The 19,013-nt window shown below is 41.6% G+C and carries 16 protein-coding genes, 1 tRNA gene and 2 pseudogenes; 1 reads left to right on the top strand and 18 read right to left on the bottom strand.

Annotated elements, in window-relative coordinates; all coding sequences use genetic code 11:
* Window positions 1-400: 400 nt before the first annotated feature.
* From H7U02_RS01565 to H7U02_RS01550, 4 genes and pseudogenes are all read right to left on the bottom strand, one after another.
* Window positions 401-1,632 (bottom strand): annotated as a pseudogene (locus H7U02_RS01565) (hypothetical protein).
* Window positions 1,633-1,737: 105 nt separating this feature from the next.
* Window positions 1,738-2,886 carry an N-acetylglucosamine-6-phosphate deacetylase gene (nagA, locus tag H7U02_RS01560; protein ID WP_175057443.1) on the bottom strand — a complete coding sequence of 383 codons (1,149 nt, stop codon included), beginning with the start codon at window positions 2,884-2,886 and terminating at the stop codon, window positions 1,738-1,740.
* 84 nt (window positions 2,887-2,970) lie between these two features.
* Entirely contained in the window at window positions 2,971-4,602 is a 1,632-nt protein-coding gene (locus H7U02_RS01555; RefSeq protein ID WP_002890237.1) for a Na/Pi cotransporter family protein, read from the bottom strand.
* Between the two features lie 137 nt (window positions 4,603-4,739).
* Entirely contained in the window at window positions 4,740-5,816 is a 1,077-nt protein-coding gene (locus H7U02_RS01550; protein WP_175057442.1) for an SH3 domain-containing protein, read from the bottom strand.
* Window positions 5,817-6,041: 225 nt separating this feature from the next.
* On the opposite strand from H7U02_RS01550, the gene H7U02_RS01545 reads away from it, so the two are divergent.
* Window positions 6,042-6,551 carry a YgjV family protein gene (locus H7U02_RS01545; RefSeq protein ID WP_175057441.1) on the top strand — a complete coding sequence of 170 codons (510 nt, stop codon included), beginning with the start codon at window positions 6,042-6,044 and terminating at the stop codon, window positions 6,549-6,551.
* 17 nt (window positions 6,552-6,568) lie between these two features.
* Here the strand turns inward: H7U02_RS01545 and H7U02_RS01540 are convergent, their stop codons facing one another.
* The 14 genes and pseudogenes from H7U02_RS01540 to H7U02_RS01475 form a co-directional block, all read right to left on the bottom strand.
* Window positions 6,569-7,390 (bottom strand): Cof-type HAD-IIB family hydrolase, encoded by an 822-nt coding sequence (locus H7U02_RS01540; RefSeq protein WP_060972511.1) that lies wholly within the window; start codon window positions 7,388-7,390, stop codon window positions 6,569-6,571.
* A gap of 17 nt (window positions 7,391-7,407) precedes the next feature.
* On the bottom strand, window positions 7,408-8,064 hold the full coding sequence (locus H7U02_RS01535) for a glucosaminidase domain-containing protein (protein WP_021144572.1): 657 nt from the start codon (window positions 8,062-8,064) through the stop codon (window positions 7,408-7,410).
* A 124-nt stretch (window positions 8,065-8,188) separates the two neighbouring features.
* A pseudogene (locus tag H7U02_RS01530) lies at window positions 8,189-8,427 on the bottom strand (ammonia permease); the annotation flags it as partial.
* Between the two features lie 120 nt (window positions 8,428-8,547).
* Complete coding sequence (rsmI, locus tag H7U02_RS01525; RefSeq protein ID WP_155123812.1) at window positions 8,548-9,414, bottom strand: 16S rRNA (cytidine(1402)-2'-O)-methyltransferase; 867 nt, start codon at window positions 9,412-9,414, stop codon at window positions 8,548-8,550.
* 2 nt (window positions 9,415-9,416) lie between these two features.
* On the bottom strand, window positions 9,417-9,737 hold the full coding sequence (gene yabA / locus H7U02_RS01520) for a DNA replication initiation control protein YabA (RefSeq protein WP_002887582.1): 321 nt from the start codon (window positions 9,735-9,737) through the stop codon (window positions 9,417-9,419).
* Window positions 9,724-10,530, bottom strand: a complete 807-nt coding sequence (gene ricT, locus H7U02_RS01515; protein ID WP_048676194.1) for a regulatory iron-sulfur-containing complex subunit RicT — start codon at window positions 10,528-10,530, stop codon at window positions 9,724-9,726. Before ricT ends, yabA begins: the two co-directional genes overlap by 14 nt.
* Complete coding sequence (locus H7U02_RS01510; protein ID WP_073685601.1) at window positions 10,527-11,402, bottom strand: DNA polymerase III subunit delta'; 876 nt, start codon at window positions 11,400-11,402, stop codon at window positions 10,527-10,529. The genes ricT and H7U02_RS01510 overlap by 4 nt, the downstream gene beginning before the upstream one ends.
* Window positions 11,403-11,410: 8 nt before the next feature.
* Window positions 11,411-12,040, bottom strand: a complete 630-nt coding sequence (gene tmk / locus H7U02_RS01505; RefSeq protein WP_155123811.1) for a dTMP kinase — start codon at window positions 12,038-12,040, stop codon at window positions 11,411-11,413.
* Window positions 12,041-12,150: 110 nt separating this feature from the next.
* Window positions 12,151-12,223, bottom strand: a tRNA-Thr gene (locus H7U02_RS01500).
* Window positions 12,224-12,315: 92 nt separating this feature from the next.
* Window positions 12,316-14,301 (bottom strand): transketolase, encoded by a 1,986-nt coding sequence (gene tkt / locus H7U02_RS01495; protein ID WP_201042666.1) that lies wholly within the window; start codon window positions 14,299-14,301, stop codon window positions 12,316-12,318.
* Between the two features lie 303 nt (window positions 14,302-14,604).
* Entirely contained in the window at window positions 14,605-15,363 is a 759-nt protein-coding gene (gene tpiA, locus H7U02_RS01490) for a triose-phosphate isomerase (protein ID WP_002885895.1), read from the bottom strand.
* A gap of 254 nt (window positions 15,364-15,617) precedes the next feature.
* The gene (tuf, locus tag H7U02_RS01485) at window positions 15,618-16,814 is read right to left on the bottom strand and encodes an elongation factor Tu (protein ID WP_002886182.1); all 1,197 of its coding nucleotides are present in this window, start codon (window positions 16,812-16,814) and stop codon (window positions 15,618-15,620) included.
* 236 nt (window positions 16,815-17,050) lie between these two features.
* On the bottom strand, window positions 17,051-18,331 hold the full coding sequence (gene ftsW, locus H7U02_RS01480; RefSeq protein WP_037601957.1) for a cell division peptidoglycan polymerase FtsW: 1,281 nt from the start codon (window positions 18,329-18,331) through the stop codon (window positions 17,051-17,053).
* Between the two features lie 258 nt (window positions 18,332-18,589).
* Window positions 18,590-19,006, bottom strand: a complete 417-nt coding sequence (locus tag H7U02_RS01475; RefSeq protein WP_002890211.1) for a F0F1 ATP synthase subunit epsilon — start codon at window positions 19,004-19,006, stop codon at window positions 18,590-18,592.
* Window positions 19,007-19,013: the final 7 nt, after the last annotated feature.

Raw genomic sequence — 19,013 nt, 5'->3', positions numbered from 1 at the left:
ACGAGGCAAGACGAGTTAGTACTGCGTCTAGCTCAGGCACCCTAGTGCTGAGCGTGGGGCAGTCCGACTATAAGGAGGTATCTGCCACTGACGCAGTGAAAGGTTAATTTCTTAGGCATTGATACTCCTTAATTTAATATTAAATCCGTGACTTAGAATACAAAAAGAACCGTGTCTCTGCTCCTAAGTCAAACGACCTAGGGGCGTCAGAAACGCGGTTCCACCCTAATTTATTACTTCATTTTATCTGTTTGTCTTCAGCTATTTGCTGAGAGAAAGCGCCACTTGCCTACTTTGCTCTACTTGGCTTCCACTGTCCCAAGCTCGCTAGAAAAACGCCATAAGCCCTTCTTTCTTGTCAGTATTATAGCAGAAATAGAGAAACTTGTAAAATAAAATTCTAATCCTTCTTACTAATCCCCATTTCCTGACGAACATGTACATGGGAGTCTTCATGGAGAATATCATTATCAAGAATTGAGGCTTCTCGAAGTTCTTCAGCCTTTTTCTTGTCCCGATGGGTCAAGTCTTGATTGGGATCATAAGCCTTCTCAACGATAGACAAGAGATGATTTCGAATTTCCTTTTCCTTACGAATCTTAGCTTTTTTGCGGTAGCTAGCCACAACTAGCACTACCAACATCAGCATTCCCAAATAACCGATAATAGGATACATAACCGCTACCAGTTGACGGAAGCCTATGAAGGAAATAGCAAAACCAGCAAGAGCAAATGCAGCCACGAAGAACTTGAAGCGTTTCTCACTACCTGCTGAAAAGCGTTTACCAAGGGCATAGTAGAGACTAAAGACGGTATTAAAAATCAAGCCAAAAATTACTAAAGCGTAAAGCGTTGCAAAGATAGGATTCACTTCCTTAGCGATAGCCAACATAGGAACATCCGAGCTAGCAATTTCATCACTGTTAGCAAAGAGGATTAAGGTTGTGACAAAGAAAATCACACCAACCATAAATCCTCCCCAGGCTCCGCTCTTTTCAGCTTCATTGATTTTGAGAATAGAGCCACCCATGACAAAGGCCATGGCTATGGCTGACATGACACAAACGGCAAAATAATTAACCACAGACAGCCAAATACTTGGGAAGGGAGATTGAATGGTTTGCGACACCTTATCCATCTCAGCAAAATCCCAGTGACGCCCTAAAACATTGGTCACGAATATCATGGCAATCATAACCAAAATCATAGGGGTAAAAACTCCAATAACACCAATGATTTTTTTGAAATCTAGGAAACTCACAAAGATTGTCAGAGCTGTACACAGGAAGGCACCTACCCAAATCGGAAAGCCGAACTGTTGGTTTAGGTTAGCCCCTGCCCCCGCTGTCATAACAAAGCCAAACAGGAAACAAGTGATAATCAAAGCGATATCCAAAATACGGTAGATAACAGGGTGACTGATTTCTGCCAGGACTACTGAGTGATCGTCTGAGCGGTAATAACTTCCCAGAGCAATCATGAGTCATGCAAAACTCCTAGAACTATGACACCTATCAGTCCCCAGGCTCCAAAACTAACAAAATACTGTAAGAGGTCCTGTCCTGAAGATACCCCTGCACCAATCATTACACCGACATAGGCCAGGGCAATGCTCCAAATACGTTTTGACATATTCCCTCCTGTAAAATACAAAGTATTTCTATTTTACACTACACTAACACCTTTGTAAAAATCAATAAAAAACAGCACCTTCATAAGAAAGTGCTACTCATACTCTTATTTTTCCCAACCTTTTCGTCCATCAACAAAGGTTGCTTGTAATTCCAAGGAGTCATCTAATACAATAAAATCAGCTGGTAAACCTGCTTTTAGGCTTCCGCAAGTATTTTCAAGTCCAACCGATTTAGCTGGAACACTAGTTGCCATTTGTAAGGCTTGAGCAACTGTCACAAGTCCCCAATCAACCACATGTTTGACACCGTCTTTAAGTTGTAAGATAGATCCAGCTAGATTACCACCTTCTTTGAGGCGGGCGGTACCATTTTCAACAATAACAGGAAGTTCGCCTAACATATAGTCGCCGTCCGGACAGCCTCCCGCTGACATACAGTCTGTAATTAGGGCAACTCCTTGAGGTGTCTTTTGCTTGATAAGAACCTTACAAGCTGCAGGGACCACGTGATGACCATCTGCAATCAGCTCACCAATAGTTTCTGGACTATCGAAGGCTGCCCCAACCATACCTGGCTCACGGTGGGTAAAGCCACGCATCCCGTTGTAGACGTGAACCCAAACGGACGCCCCGGCTTCCACTGCTGCCATGGCTTCTTCATATGTGGCATTGGAATGACCTAGAGCGATTGTCACACCTTGCTTGGTTGCTTCTTGGATAAATTCAGCTACTCCCTCACGTTCAGGGGCAAGAGCCAATTTAATCAGTTTTCCTTGAGCCGCCTCCTGCCATTCCTTCAATTGTTCCACACTTGGATTGCCCATATACTTAGGATTTTGAGCTCCCTTGTAGGTCTCAGTGAAATAAGGTCCTTCAAAGAAGAGCCCTTGAATTTTGGCACCAGTCTCCTTACCAACCGTATTAGCTGTTGTTTGGCAAATAGCCTTCAACTCTTCAAATGGCGCTGTTAAAGCTGTCGGTAAGAAGGAGGTCACACCTGCTGAAAGCAAGGCTTGACTCATGCCTATAAGACTTTCCTCAGAATTATCCATGACATCATAACCCGCAAATCCATGAATGTGAGTATCTACAAGACCCGGAGAAATCTGATAATCACTGTAATCTAGCACCTCTGCACCTTCTGGTACATTTTCCGTCCAGTCACCAAAACGGCTATCCTCAACCGCTAGGTAGCCACCTTCCTTGATTTTATGTTCAAAATAAAAACGTTTGGCTGAAATATAATAGGTCATAGGACCACCTCTCATCATTTTTCTATGTTTTTAATACGCTTTCATTATAACAAAAAAGCCGAGAAATTTTCTCGACTTTCTCTATTAAATCACACCTTCTGTAACCTTTTCAACAAGGTTAATCGCATGGTCTGCGATACGTGTGTAATGTGAGAGGTAATCAACATAGTTGATACCTGCTTGCGCAGTACACTCACCATTGTTAAGACGTTTGGTATGTATTTTACGCAATTGTTTTTCAAGTTTTTCCAACTCTTCATGGCGAAGGATGACTTGACCTGCAAGTACCTTATCGTCATCTACAACAACACGAATACTATCAAGGGCGATACGGTGAGTACGGTTGTAAACATCCGCAAGCTCAGCCTTGGCAGTATCAGAAAATTCAATTCCCTTATTATGAATGTGTTGTGAAAGGTTTGCACTTGCAACTGCAAGGTCACCAATACGCTCCAAGTCACGAACAGAGTCAAGCACACTTGCCAACACTTCATTTTCAGAAACGCTTAGAGATTCGTTAGAGATGTCAATCAAATAAGTTGTCAACTCTTCGTCAATACTATTAACTGCTGTTTCATACTTCTCAACCTTATCGAAGTATTTTTCATCTCCCTTAGCAAAGAAAGCATAGGAAGCTTCCAAAGACTGGATGGCGTACGATGCCAAGTGCACCAATTCTTTCTTAGCATTACCAAGGGCGATAGCTGGTGCTTGTGTGATAAGCAAACGGTCCAAGTAGAGTGCTTCGTACTTGTTAATCTCATCTTCACCAGGAATAATCTTAGTCACAAGGTAAGCCAAGAGTCCGATGAATGGGAATTGAACAATAGTATTTGCGATGTTAAAAGTACCGTGAGCAAAGGCGATAGTCATCTCAGGTGTCAAACCAAGCACAGACTTAAACCATTGAATCAAGGCTGTGAATGGTACCAAGAGAATCAAACACAAGACCGTCCCGATGACGTTGAACAGGACGTGAGCCCCCGCCACACGTTTAGCTGCAATGTTTGAACCAAGAGCAGCTAGAACCGCTGTGATAGTCGTCCCGATATTATCTCCAAAGAGGATTGGAAGGGCACCTTGCAGATCAAGCAAACCACCTGAGTAGAGGCTCTGAAGAATACCGATGGTCGCTGCTGACGATTGAATCAACATGGTCAAGCCAGCACCGATGATAACCCCCATGACTGGGCGATCACCCAAGGTTGCCAAGTAGTCCTTAAAGGCTGTAACTGACTTCAAAGGTTCTACCGCATCTCCCATAAGGTTAAGGGCAAAGAAAATCCCCCCAACACCAAACAAGATACGTCCTAGATTATTGAGCTTCTTATTGCTTGTAAAGAAGAGAAGCGCAGCCCCCAGGAAAATCACTGGAAGGGCATAGTCACCAAGCTTGAAACCAATCATGAAGGAAGTTACGGTTGTACCGATGTTTGCCCCCATGACAATACCAATAGCCTGACGAAGACTCAAAAGCCCTGCCGAAACCAGACCGACGACAATAACGGTAACCCCTGAACTCGATTGAATCAAGGCCGTCATGACAATACCAATCAAAACCCCTAAAAACGGGTTGCTGGTATACTTATCGATGTAAAAGCGCAACTTATCTCCGGCTGCTTGTTGAAGACCATCTCCCATATACTTGATACTAAAGAGGAAAAGCCCCAAACCACCGAGGAAAGAAAACGCAATATCTTGCCAATTTACTGACACATTTTTGTCCTCATTATTTAAAAATTTTCGGTTAAACCGACCTTTCTATTGTATCGATTTATTAGGGAATAGACAAGGCTTTTTCCACAAAATAATAGAAAGATCAGAAGAAATTCTGACCTTTCTAGATATCTTATTTAATCCACTTGAACATAACGGCGAACACCACTATAGCTGATGTAAGAAATCCAACTATGATCGTCTTGAGTAACCTTCATATCAAAGTTAATCTTATCGCCTGCTTCTAAGTAAAATTCAACTGGAGCTGTATCACTAGGAGTATTTTTGACAACTGTGCGTTTGGTAAGCGTGTAACTGCCAGATTCTGCTATACCACCATCAATTGGAAGTTGATTGTCAGTAACTGTCACATCTTTAGGTAGCGTCACATTGTCTGATTCTTTAAAGTAGACCTTTGTTCCACCAGTACTGGTTACTTGAATGGTATCTTGTTCATAGCTAGGACCAGAAATAGCTGCCTTTTTAGAAACAAAACTAATATCGCCAACAATACCAGAGGTGTCACCCCTATCTCTTGAAAGGGTAGCATCATACTTACCTGAGCCCTCTTGATAATTATCTTTCGGATGCACATAATTGTGAACTGTCGCTTGACCTTGGGCAGTGATATCTCCTACTAGACTAGTATTGTTAAAGACCAGACGACTACCATCACTGGACTTCCAAGTTCCAGCAATACTATCAAACTGACCACGCGCTACAGCACTCACATCCATATCCACGGTGGTTACTTGCGTATCCGTTTTAGCTTGAGCTTGACTGCTAGATTGGCTACTTGAAGCTTGGCTATCACTTGAGCTCTTTGGCGCTTGAGATTGACTGGCTGAAGATTGGCTCTCGTTTGATGATTTAGGTGCTTGGGACTGGCTACTTGAGGGAACTGATGAACTCTTTGAAGATGATGACTGAGCCTGACTACTACTCGAACTTGGGACAGAAGCCTTTTGACTACTTTGCGCGCTTGAAGATTCCGTCTTTGAACCCGAAGATTCCTTGACCTTAGCACTAGACTTGCTAGTCTTACCGCTATCTTTACTAGATGATTTAGCCTTACTTGATGAGGTCACCTGGCTGCTATTAGGCGTCTTATCTGCTGAACTGGATTCCTTATGGCTGGAACAGGCCGTCAGCAAAGCCATTGAGGAAAGGGTAACCATTGAAAGCACGATTGCTTGGGAAAATTTGTTTTTCATAATCATTTCCTCATTTCTAGTCTATCACATAAAGTAAAGATAGGACCTATGTCACAAGGAAACACAGGGTTCTCTCTACTTTTAAGGGAACAATCTTATCTACACTTTTATTATATCATTTTCTAATGTAAACGCTAAGATATTAGCCTTGTAAATCCTAAAATAGAGATGAAAATATCTTGAATCCTTGTGATATAATAGAGACAAAAAATTGAAAGTTATACCATGACATTCTATCTTCTAGCACAAGTATTCTCAGCCATAGGTGCCCTATGTGTCGCTATATCCTCTTTTGCAAAATCAAAAAATAACATGCTCGTCTGGCAAATTACCGACTATATTTTTACTGCTATTGCCAACCTGCTTCTCGGAGGCTATACCGGTGCTTTAACCATTAGTATTTCCATCATACGTAATAGCCTGATGGTCAAAAAGAAGATGACCAAGACTATCTTGACCATCCTCATCATTATTCAAATCATCGTCGGAACCTATCTCAATCAACTTGGGATTGTTGGTTATTTACCTATCATCTCTTCAGTTTCCTATAGCCTAGCTATTGCTACCACACCAAACCTTCAATGGCTTCGCTGGGTCATTATTGAAAATATGTTACTTTGGCTAATTTACGATTTGACCATTCAGGCTTACCCAGCTGCCATCACTGATGTCACTATCACACTTACTACTCTCATTGCCATTATCAGAAATCGAAAAACCTTTAGCAAACAATAAAGCTAAAGGTCTTTTTCTTATAGAGCCCAAGTACGAATGGCGTGTGCCACACCTGCCTCGTCATTTGTCAAAGTCACATACTTACACAAAGCCTTAATGTCGTCACTCGCATTACCCATGGCAACGCTTTGACCGACGAATTGAAGCATTTCAAGGTCATTGGCAGCATCGCCTAGAGCCATGATTTGATCTGGGTTAATGTCAAGCTTTTCTGCTAAATGTTTAAGCCCGCTAGCCTTTGTTGCCCCTTGTGGCATGATTTCAAAGATATAGTCTTGACTACGAACTGTACTATAGCTCTGACTAAGTCCATCTTGCACGGCGTTTTGGAAGGCGTCCAAAGGTTCAGAATCAGCCATATACATGGCTTGGAAAATCACTTGACCTTCCGCAAAGATTTCTTCCAAACTCCTAGCTTTCGCTTCTGTGAAGACAGTGCCAGCATCATAAGCTACTAACTCAGGCACCTCATCGCCCACAACATAATAAGTCTTTTCTCCAGTCAAGGTTAGAGCCACCTCTGGAAAGTCTTCGCAAGCCTGCAAGAGTTCTTCCATTTCAGGGCGAGATAAACTTTCAGATTGCAGCAAGGTCCAATTTTTTGTCTCATAAGTTGAACAACCATTGTTCATGATAATATACTCTTCTTCACTCAATCCTAATTTCTCAAAATGTGGAAGAATGCCTGAACGTGGGCGTCCTGTACAAAGTACGATTTTAATGCCTGCCGCAGCTGCTTCTTGAATAGCCTTAATATTCTCTTCAGGAATCTCTTTTTGGCTATTTAAGAGCGTCCCGTCCATATCTATTGCAATGAGTTTCACTTGGTTCTGATTCATTTTACTCTCCTTTAGCTCTAATAAGTGTCATAAATGGTTAACTGGTATTGTTCAATGATGCTGTTTAATTTTTCTCCATAAGTTGTATCCGTAGCGTAGACCCCTGTTAGGGCAGCTGTGGCATCCTTATAATTCTTAGTCTTGGAACGGTGTACCCCTACATAGTAGCTGCCCTCAAGGAAGTCTACGTAGTCCTGTAAAGAATTTTCCACAGAGCCATAAGAACGAAAAGCTGCATCAATATAGTAAGGATTGCCCTTACCATCATCCTCCCAGGTCGGTAGGGTCACACTTTGACCATTGTAGTCCCCCTTAATCCCAAAGAAGTTATAGGACGGCTTCTGACTCAAAGTAGATTGTCCAGAGTCAGATTCCAAGATGGCCTGAGCTATCATAACAGATGCATAAAGATCATTTCTAGCTGCCAAATAGCGCGACGTCTCACCAATCTCAGCAATAAAAGCAACCGTCGTCTCATCCGTAGACGTCATGTTCTTTTCCATGGTCAACCTTGGAAAATTTAAACTAGCTAGGAGTCCCAATAAGGCAAATAGGCCGATAAAAATCAGACTCCACTTTTGGAAAAATTTAGGAAAGAGCAAGAAAGACTTCTGTTTCTTTTTAGTTTTCTTAGGTCTAGCTTTAGACTTACTTTTCTTTTTTCCTTTCGCCAATCGGTCACCCCCTCAAATCATACTAACTCTCCTAAGTATATCAAAAATCACTAAAAAAGACCCAAACCAACCGGTTTAAGCCTCCATTATATTAAATGGCGTCTCCACCACGTTCACCAGTACGAATACGGATAGCACTCCAAATTGAAACAAAACCAGCTCCAGGTGTGATTGCAACTAGACCTGCTACCAAACCGGTTGAACCACCAACCAAGGATGGATGTCCTGTGACATGTTTTTCAATTGCCAACCATGAAAACATGCCTGCAGCAGCTGACACATGAGCGGTTACTAGCGTGTGAACTGCCAACCATTAGCAGCCAAGGCTGATCCTGCATAAAAGCCAAACCAACCAAACCATATGTGCAAAATATTTTATGTCAGATAATATAACACAAAACCACGAGACAAACAAGTGTATTTACGGAATTTTTTGATAATTCTTTCTTTTCTAACATCTTGTGTTGCCACAAAAAAGAGCCTTTAAACCCCATGAAAAAGGTTATAAAGCTCTTGCCTATTCATTTTTCGCTCTTTAGCAACGGTTTTTATAGCCTGATTAGGTTTCATTCCAGAGGCAATTAAAGCTTCTACAGCCTCTACCGGGGTAATATTTGATGTTAGATTTTCTTCCTTATCATTTTCAGAAGCTCCAGCCACAATCAGTAAACATTCACCCTTGAGAGGATTACTAGCAATATAATCTAAAACTTCTGAAATAGATCCTCGTTGGTACTCTTCATAAAGCTTGGTCAATTCTCGAACTAAAGTTACTTGACGGTTGCCATAGACCTCATGCATATTTTCAAGAGTATCCGCCACACGGTAAGGTGACTCGTAAAAAATCTGTGTCTCAGGATAAGACAGTTTTTCCTTGAAGAAATCAATCTGCTGTCCTTTTTTACGGGGTAGGAAGCCATAAAAAATATGAGGTTGGGGTGCTAAACCACTGGCAATCAAGGCTGTAATACCAGCCGATGCTCCCGGTAAGGCCACCACAGGAATATCCTCAGCAATGGCAGCTTTGACCAAATCATGCCCAGGATCCGAAATAGAAGGCATCCCCGCATCAGAAACCTGAGCCAAAGAAAGACCTGACTTCAAGCGCTCCAGTAAATCTGGAATTTTCTCATAAGCATTGTGCTCATGAAAAGAATACTGCTTGGTTTCAATCTCAAAATGCTTGAGCAAGAGACCCGTATTGCGCGTGTCCTCCGCACAAATAAGATCCACCTCTTTCAGGATTTGCACACTACGAAAAGTCATATCCTGCAAATTCCCAATAGGAGTGGGAACCAGATAGAGGGTACCGTAGCTAGATTGCCCCTTAAAACTCTTTTGAACCTGCATGTTTAGTCTCCGTACAACAATTCTGCACAGAAGCCACAAGCTTCATTATTATCACGACGTTGGCCATAAAAATCTGGACAAATATGGAATCCATCATCGTAAATAGCCTCGAGATTTACCTTACCATGAGACATTTTAGTCCCTGTCTCCTCTTGAACCACTTGACTTAAGTGCTCACGCAACTTGTCGTTTTCCAACTTGAGGGCCGTATTTTCATCAAGAATCCCTGAGAAGTTCGCCTTAATCGCTTCCACTTCTGCCAACATCGACATCAAATTTTGTGATAATTCCTCGAATTTATCATACAATTCACGCTTTTCCATTTAGCTGAACTTCCTCCACTCCATAAGTTAGGGGCGCACGCCCTTTTTCAAATACAACCTTAATGGTCCCTGCAATTACATCAATGGCAACGACCTGACCTGTACCATCCTTGGTTTCAATGTCATCACCCAAGTCAGGATAACTAGCCTTGCTATCTCGGTAAAAGTCATCTTCATAACTGAGACAACACATAAGTCGACCACAGACCCCATTCATCTTACCAGAATTCAAAGATAAACTCTGATTTTTAGCCATCTTAATCGATACTGGTGGGAATTCACCCAAAAAACTAGAACAACAAAGTGCCCGACCACAAGGTCCTAGGCCACCATAAATCTTTGATTCCTCACGACTTGAAATTTGGCGCAACTCAATACGTGTCTTAAAGTAAGAAGCCAAATCTTTGAGCAATTGACGAAAATCTACCCGTTTTTCAGCAACAAAACTGATTAGTACATAAGAGCAATTTAGCGGAAAGACAATATCAACGACCTTCATTTCTAGCTGATTTTGAGCAATTAAATCAGCTACTACTCCCATACTCTTTTCAGCCTTCAAAAGATTTTCATCATATCTAGCGAAATCTTTCTCCCCTGCCAATCCTTCAACCCGATTCAAATCCGCAGGCAAACTAACCTCAGGAAAATCAGCGTTTTCCATGACAACCTGAGCTAGGCGCTTATCTTTTTTCTCCAAAACGACTACAAAGTCATCTTTGGCATAATTTTTATCAGGAACAACATATTCTACTGCTCCAGTTTCCTCAAATTTTATTCCAATGACTTCTGTCATGATAATACCATATACTCCATCGCATTTTGAAAGCTGACATTAGCTAGCCACATTTTTCGTGCCTCATAAACTAAGCCTAACCATCGTCTTGCTTGTGGATTTTGTATATCCTTCCCCAATTGATAAGTTAAAAAAGCCCAGACCATCTCTTGTTCCGACTTTTCACTACACTGGACAGCCAGTTTTGCAACATCCAAATAAAGCAGGTCCTGATTAGATAGCAGGGACTGTGTGAAACGCTCTACTGTATTAATCAGATCAAGAATCCTATTATCCTTAGCTAAGTCTAAAGCCTGAACATCATCTTTAGCAAAATCCGCCAACACTTTGGCTTGTGTCAGCAACAAGCCTTCCTTCTGCAGCAATTCTTCCAGATAAGCCCGATTCTTAGGAAAATAAAAGAGTTGAGCTCGACTTTTAATCGTCGGTAACATCCGACTATCATCAGCTGTCAAAAGAAAAATATAAATCTGACTTTGAGGTTCTTCAATAAACTTTAATAGACTATTGGCAGCATTGACATGCATCTTATCTGCATCACGAATGATAAAAACCTGAGCCTGCCCTTCAAAACTCGATTGACTAAACTCTCTAGTCAACTGACGAATCGTGTCCGTCTTAATAATCTGTCCTTGTGGCTCTACTAATTTAACATCAGAAAAGTCCCCCTGAGCAATCAAACGACAAGGACGACAGTGACCACAAGGTAGACTATTCTCAGGAGTCACACAAAAACGACTCTGTGCTAGCCAAATAGCCATGTCGAGACTTCCAAAATCACCCGAAAACAAATAAGCATGACTCAAACGATTTTCCCTGATAATTTGTGAAAACTCTTCAAATAGTTTGCTTTGACTTTCAGCTAACTTCATCTTGCTCCTTATAAATAGCCTTTAATTACTTTCCAAGCGTCCTCTACAACATCTTCAAAAGCCTGTGAGGCATCGATTAGCTTGATACGTTCTGGTTCAGCCTGTGCTAAATCTAAATAACCTTGACGTACACGCTGATGCAAGTCAAGCTTCTCTAAATCCAACCGATTGACTTCACGTTCACCGCTGGCTGCAATGCGGGCCAAACCAGTCTCAGAATCCACATCAAACAATAAGGTCACATTAGGTTTATAACCATCAGTCGCATAGGCATTTAACCAGGCAATCTCATCCTGATTCAAGCCACGGCCAGTACCTTGATAAGCAACTGATGAATCAATAAAACGATCCATGATGACCATATTGCCTTTTTCAAGCTCTGGCAAAACCTTCTCAACCAGATGTTGACGACGAGCCGCAATATAGAGCAAGAGCTCTGTCTTAGCATCCATAGCCGTATTATTGACATCCAAAATAACCTCTCGGATTTGCTCTGCAATAGCTACTCCGCCTGGTTCACGTGTCGTCACAACCTGAGCTGGATAAACCTCTCTTAAACGTGGCAAAAGTGCCTCCAAAACTGTAGTCTTTCCAGCACCGTCTGGCCCTTCGATTGAGATTAATAACCCTTTTGACATGATACTTCCTTTTGATTTTTTTCATCTTCTATTTTATCAAATTTTAGCTTAGATGGAAGAAAAAAAGAGGTTTCCACCCCTCCTTTTTTCTATCTAAATACTTCTGACCATGCCGATTGCAGGTTTCGAACCTGTGACCTACGCGTTACGAGTGCGTTGCTCTACCAACTGAGCTAAATCGGCTGACACAGTCATTCTAACACTATGCCCTAAAAAGTCAAGTTCTGTACGAAATTTACAAAAAAGAACTTGGACTAGCCAAGCTCTTTCTTTTCTTACAATGATTTGTAAAGTTGACTTGCATTTTCAACAGTGAATCCGTATTCTTTAAAGATACGGTCACCAGGTGCTGAAGCACCCCAAGTATCAATAGTAAGTGTTTTACCTGCAAGACCAACATATTTACCCCAACCAAAGCTAGTTCCAGCTTCGATAGCCAAACGTTTTGTCACAGCTGCTGGAAGGACTTCTTCTTTATATGCAGCATCTTGTTCATCAAAGAGATTTTGTGATGGCATTGAAACAACACGAACATGCACACCTTCAGCTTCAAGAGCAGCCTGCGTATCAAGTGCCAATTTCACTTCAGAACCAGTTGCAATGATGATACCATCAAGATCACCGTTTGCTTCTGAGATGATGTAAGCTCCTTTATTGACACCAGTTTCAGCATTTTCAGCAGTACCATCAAGGACTGGCAAGTTTTGACGTGTCAAGACTAGCATTGTTGGACGTTCAGTCTCAGCCAAGGCACGTTTCCATGCAGCATTAGTTTCATTACCATCTGCAGGACGGATAACGTTAAGGTTAGGCATTGAACGCACACTTGCCAATTGTTCGATTGGTTCGTGAGTAGGTCCATCTTCACCAACTGCTACTGAGTCATGTGTCATAACATAAGTTACTGGCAAGTTTTGAAGAGCTGCCATACGTACTGCTGGAAGCAAATAGTTTGAGAAGACGAAGAAGGTACCACCATAAACACGAGTACCACCATGAAGAGCAATACCATTCATCGCTGCAGCCATAGCAAACTCACGCACACCAAACCAAATATTACGTCCAGCATAGTTGTCTGCTTGGAAATCAGACTCAGCCTTAACCATAGTATTGTTAGAAGCTGAAAGGTCTGCTGAACCACCCCAGAATGAAGGAACTTGTTCAGAAATCTGTTGGATAGCTTGTTGGCTTGATACACGGCTAGCAACTGCTGAACCCAATTCATGAGCATTCAAGTCAACGTGTACAGGTTCATTTGCAAAGGCAGCCTTGTATTCAGCAGCCAATTCTGGGTAAGCAGTTTCATATTCTGCAAATTTAGTTTGCCAAGCATTTTCAGCAGCTTCACCACGGAATTTAATACCAACTTCAAAACGACGAGCAACTTCATCTGGAACTGTAAATGCCGGTGCATCATAACCGTAAACACCTTTTGCGTGATCAATGCCATCTTGACCGATTGGAGCACCGTGGACAGCTGATGTTCCTTGTCCTTCAGCTCCATAACCAATGATTGTCTTAACTTCAATGATAGATGGTTTATCTGTCTCAGCCTTAGCTTCTTCGATGGCTTTAGCAATAGCTTCCAAATCATTACCATCTTTGACAAGAATGTGTTGCCAACCATAAGCTTCAAACTTAGCCTTAACATCTTCTGTGAAAGCCATTGAAGTTGGTCCATCAAGTGAGATATCATTTGAATCGTAAAGAAGCACCAACTTACCAAGTTTAAGGTGACCAGCAAGACTGGCAGCTTCTTGAGAAACACCTTCCATCAAACAACCATCGCCATGGAGGGCATAAGTATAATGGTCAACAATATCAAAACCAGGTTTGTTAAATTTAGCTGCCAAGTGCGCTTCAGCCATTGCCATACCTACAGCATTAGCAATTCCTTGACCAAGAGGACCTGATGTTGCTTCAACACCATCAGTATGATTAACTTCAGGGTGACCTGGAGTCTTAGAACCCCATTGACGGAAGTTCTTCAAATCATCCATTGATACATCATAGCCTGAAAGGTGCAAGAGGCTATAAAGCAAAGCAGAACCATGACCTGCAGAAAGAACAAAACGGTCACGGTTTGTCCAGTTACGGCTAGTCTTTGGATTAACATTCATCACATGGTTCCAAAGTACATATGCCATTGGCGCTGCACCCATAGGAAGACCTGGGTGTCCAGAATTCGCGGCTTGAATGGCCTCGATCGAAAGCGAACGAATAGTGCTGACCGCCATTTGGTCAATTGCATCAAAAGTCATGATTTCTAATTCTCCTCTTCTTGGAAAAATGCGGAGCAAACAGACTATCAGTGCCTGCGCTCTAGTTATACTACTCTCATTATAGCATATTATCTGCCTCTTGGGACAATCCAATTGTACTTGCCTAGGCTCAAAGTTTTAAAAAATCCAAACAAAAAGATAGGGCTTACAAAATAGGAGTTTTTGTTCTACATTTAAGCACCTTTGCTCCCCAAAACAGGATAAGAGAAACCTGGCTTTTTTTAGAAAAACACTTAAGACAAACAAGAAAAAAGCCGAGGGAAACCTCGACTTTATCTAAAATTATTTAACGAAGTCAAGCAATGCCAAGAAGCTTTCAGCTTCAAGTGATGCACCACCTACAAGAGCTCCGTCAACGTCTGGACAAGCCATGTATTCAGCAACGTTTTCAGGTTTAACTGATCCACCGTATTGAACACGTACTTTGTCGGCAACTTCTTGACCAAAATCAGCAGCTACAACGTCACGAACAACTTTACACATTTTTTGTGCGTCGTCTTGTGAAGCTGATTTACCAGTACCGATAGCCCAGATTGGTTCGTAGGCGATTACTGTTGAAGCGACTTGTTCTGCAGTCAATCCAGCAAGAGCAGCTGAAACTTGAGCACCTACGAATTCTGCTGCTTTACCAGCTTCGTAAGTTTCAAGTGATTCACCACAACAGATGATTGGAAGCATACCGTTAGCAAAGATTGCTTTTGCTTTTTTGTTGATGTCTTCATCAGTTTCGTGGAAGTAGTCACGACGTTCTGAGTGACCGATAACAACGTAGTCAGTACCGATTTCTTTCAAAACTTGTGGGCTAGTTTCACCAGTGAAGGCACCAGCATTTTCAAAGTAAGTGTTTTGTGCAGCAACTTTAAGGTCTGAACCTTTAGCGGCAGCAAGTACAGCTGTCAAGTCAACTGCAGGAGCTGCGATACCAGCTTCAACAAGATCTGATGAAGGAAGTTTTGATGCTACAGCTTCAACGAATGCTTTTGCTTCTTCTGGATTTTTGTTCATTTTCCAGTTACCAGCGATAAATGGTTTACGTGACATTTCACATACCTCTTCTTTTATTTATTTACTCGTTTATTTTATCACAAATCCCTTACTATTACTAGGATTTTAGGAAAATTCCGAAAACTCAACCTGCTTTATGTCTATTTATCACTATCAAAACTTAGCTTAAGCATCTAAAATACCTTAAAAGTATAAAATCACAAGTATTTTTAAACACCAAAAAGAGCCGAGTAAACTCGACTCTCTCAATTATTGTCTGACGAATAATTGTATTGGGAACTTAATATTAATTAAGCTTCGATTTCAGATACGATACCTGAACCAACAGTACGTCCACCTTCACGGATAGAGAATGTTGTACCTTGTTCAACGGCGATTGGGTGGATCAACTCAACGTCGATAGTCACGTTATCACCAGGCATAACCATTTCAGTACCTGCAGGAAGTTCGATTGAACCTGTTACGTCAGTTGTACGGAAGTAGAACTGTGGACGGTAGTTGTTGAAGAATGGAGTGTGACGTCCACCTTCTTCTTTAGAAAGGATGTAAACTTCACCTTTGAATTTAGTGTGTGGGTTGATTGAACCAGGTGCAGCCAATACTTGACCACGTTCGATTTCATCACGTTGGATACCACGAAGAAGAACACCGACGTTATCTCCGGCAATACCTTCGTCAAGTTGTTTACGGAACATTTCAACACCAGTAACAACTGCTTTTTGGATGTCTTCTTTAAGACCAACGATTTCAACTTCGTCATTGACACGAACAACACCACGGTCGATACGTCCTGAAGCAACAGTACCACGACCAGTGATTGAGAATACGTCTTCGACTGGAAGCAACAATGGTTTGTCAGTGTCACGTTCTGGTTCTGGAATGTATTCGTCAACAGTGTTCATCAAGTCCATGATGATGTCTTCGTATTTAGAATCACCTTCAAGAGCTTTAAGAGCTGAACCTTGGATAACTGGAATGTCATCACCTGGGAAATCGTATTCTGAAAGAAGGTCACGGATTTCCATTTCAACCAATTCAAGCAATTCTTCATCGTCAACCAAGTCAACTTTGTTCATGAAGACGATAAGGTGTTTAACACCAACCTGACGTGAAAGAAGGATGTGCTCACGAGTTTGTGGCATTGGTCCGTCAGTAGATGCTACTACAAGGATCGCACCGTCCATTTGAGCGGCACCAGTGATCATGTTTTTAACGTAGTCCGCGTGTCCTGGCGCATCGATGTGAGCGTAGTGACGTTTTTCAGTTTCGTACTCAACGTGTGCAGTGTTGATTGTGATACCACGTTCACGTTCTTCTGGAGCAGCGTCGATTGAAGCGTAGTCTTTTGGTGTGTTAACTGCGCTAGGAAGACGACGAGCCAATACAGTTGTGATAGCAGCTGTCAAAGTAGTTTTACCGTGGTCAACGTGTCCGATTGTACCAATGTTAACGTGTGGTTTACTACGATCGTATTTTTCTTTTGCCATTTAGGAAAAGCCTCCAATAAAATATATTTTATAGATAGACAGTAGGCAATACAGTCTAACTTTACTCTACTATTCTATCAAAATGTCATAGAATTGCAAGTATTTTATATAGTTTTCAGTTTTTCTTTAGAGTAATTACAAATATTCCTTTCAATAATTCTATTTCTACTGCTCCTATTAGCTTTCACTATCTTCATACTACTGCCTAACACCATCTAACGAAAAAAGAAGCCGTATTAACGACTTCTTCTTAAAGGCACGATTTTTTCATCTTGATTTTCCAATTCTTGAGTCTGAGATAACTCATCCTCAATCGCTTGAACAATATTATCACGCTTTTCATTAGCAGCGATGTTCAAGACAAAGGCTATCCCAACTGAAGTCACTAAAAGAGAGTTACCTCCTTGCGAAAGGAAGGGGAAGGTAACCCCTGTTGATGGAATCAGCCCTGAGATTCCTCCGATGTTAACGAAGACCTGCATTAGCATTAAGGCACCTACACCCAATGCCATCATAGAGTTAAAAGGATTTCGTGCCTTGACTCCCACAATCATAACACGAAGAATGAGGAAAAAGAGGAGGGCCAGAATCAAGCCAGCTCCGATAAGACCTAACTCTTCAATTACAATTGAAAACACAAAGTCTGTTGTAGCTTCTGGGAGATAACCAGTTTTTTCAATCGAATTTCCAAGTCCAAGGCCGAACCAGCCCCCATTACTCATAGCATAGTATGAATGAGATAGCTGAAGACCAGATCCTGTCAAATCCTTGAACGGATTAAAATATGCTGCGAAACGCTTGGCAACATATCCAAAGATAGGTACCTTAGCCATGGTTTGAACCCCAACCAAGGCAATTAACCCAAGGAAGGCTGACGAAATCCCAACAATACTGGCAAACAAGGCCGTAAACCAACGGTAGCCAACACCAGAAATTGAAAACATCACTACTGTAGTCAACACAATGATAGCCGCATTCCCCAAGTCAGGTTGGATAGCAACCAAACCGATCATTACAAGCAAATAGACACGCCAGTCATTAAGTTCCTTACCATTCCTAGGAATCCATCTATTCTTCGTCAGGGCTTGGTAGTCATAACGTTCTATGGCAGACTGTTTTTTTGAAAAGGTGTGTGCCAAAAACCAAACAACAATGATTTTAAGGTACTCCGCTGGTTGGAAAGACAAGGGACCTAGCACAATCCAACCATTGGCACCATTGATTTCCCTGGTGAAAAATTTGGCAATGACCAAAAGTAAAATCTCAAAGGCAATAACAACACCCAAAAGCTTATCTTTCCTGAGAAAGTTCAATTTCAGTCGGTAGATGAAAAAAATAGAGAACAAGGATACCAACCAAAAGGCTCCTTGGTTTATAACAGATGCGAAGGGATTGGCTCCCAAGGCTACTAAACGAGCACTTGTTGTTGAATACACTACTATTAAACCAACTATGGATAAGATTAAATAAGGTATCAAGATGGTGTAATCTAAAAGATGCTTCTTTTCAATTTTCATATCTTTAAAAAACTCATACTTTCTATTACGTTACTCTACATTTTCTCTTAAAATATAAAGCTAACAGCTTATATTATAACACTTTGATACCTTAAACTAAAGTAAAAGCTAAATTAACCGTTTTCAGGACTGGAAATCTGATTTTTTATCTTACCTTCAGATAGGTTTTACAATGAACTTTCTTTGATAACTTTGCTACTTCTCATGTTTTCTTTTACGACAAATAAAAAACGGGACCAAAGTCTCGTTTTTTTTGTCTTATTTTGTACCGACACTGATACGATTAAGTGCTCGACGGAGAGCAACCTGAGCACGTTGAACTTCATCAATACGGTCAGATTTAGTTGCTTCTTCCAAGTCACGTTCGGCACGTTGCTTGGCACGTTCGGCACGAGAAACGTCAATGTCGCGTTCACGTTCTGCTGAATCGGCAACGATAGTAATAAAATCATCTTTAACTTCGATGATACCACCGTTTACGGCAATCCAATCGACGTGACTCTCGTCATCCACACGACGAACCTTGAGTTCATCCACTTCAAGTGGCGCAATCAAGTTAATATGGCCTGGCAAGATACCAATTTGACCATCTTTAGTAACCGCGTGGATAAAGCTGGCATGGTGGTCATATTTCAGACCATCCGGAGTTACCACTTGTACGGTCATTTGTGCCATATCTTCA

It is taken from the genome of Streptococcus sp. 3.1 (assembly GCF_016648915.1).
GTDB classification, from domain to species: domain Bacteria; phylum Bacillota; class Bacilli; order Lactobacillales; family Streptococcaceae; genus Streptococcus; species Streptococcus salivarius_E.
This window is presented reverse-complemented; position numbering and strand designations above follow the sequence as displayed.

Coding starts and splice junctions, on each gene's coding strand:
- ftsW (WP_037601957.1), bottom strand. CDS start 18,331: ATGAAAATTGAAAAGAAGCATCTTTTAGATTACACCATCTTGATACCT.
- tpiA (WP_002885895.1), bottom strand. CDS start 15,363: ATGTCACGTAAACCATTTATCGCTGGTAACTGGAAAATGAACAAAAAT.
- H7U02_RS01510 (WP_073685601.1), bottom strand. CDS start 11,402: ATGAAGTTAGCTGAAAGTCAAAGCAAACTATTTGAAGAGTTTTCACAA.
- yabA (WP_002887582.1), bottom strand. CDS start 9,737: ATGGAAAAGCGTGAATTGTATGATAAATTCGAGGAATTATCACAAAAT.
- tmk (WP_155123811.1), bottom strand. CDS start 12,040: ATGTCAAAAGGGTTATTAATCTCAATCGAAGGGCCAGACGGTGCTGGA.
- tkt (WP_201042666.1), bottom strand. CDS start 14,301: ATGACTTTTGATGCAATTGACCAAATGGCGGTCAGCACTATTCGTTCG.
- ricT (WP_048676194.1), bottom strand. CDS start 10,530: ATGACAGAAGTCATTGGAATAAAATTTGAGGAAACTGGAGCAGTAGAA.
- H7U02_RS01545 (WP_175057441.1), top strand. CDS start 6,042: ATGACATTCTATCTTCTAGCACAAGTATTCTCAGCCATAGGTGCCCTA.
- rsmI (WP_155123812.1), bottom strand. CDS start 9,414: ATGCAGGTTCAAAAGAGTTTTAAGGGGCAATCTAGCTACGGTACCCTC.
- H7U02_RS01540 (WP_060972511.1), bottom strand. CDS start 7,390: ATGAATCAGAACCAAGTGAAACTCATTGCAATAGATATGGACGGGACG.
- H7U02_RS01475 (WP_002890211.1), bottom strand. CDS start 19,006: ATGGCACAAATGACCGTACAAGTGGTAACTCCGGATGGTCTGAAATAT.
- H7U02_RS01550 (WP_175057442.1), bottom strand. CDS start 5,816: ATGAAAAACAAATTTTCCCAAGCAATCGTGCTTTCAATGGTTACCCTT.
- tuf (WP_002886182.1), bottom strand. CDS start 16,814: ATGGCAAAAGAAAAATACGATCGTAGTAAACCACACGTTAACATTGGT.
- nagA (WP_175057443.1), bottom strand. CDS start 2,886: ATGACCTATTATATTTCAGCCAAACGTTTTTATTTTGAACATAAAATC.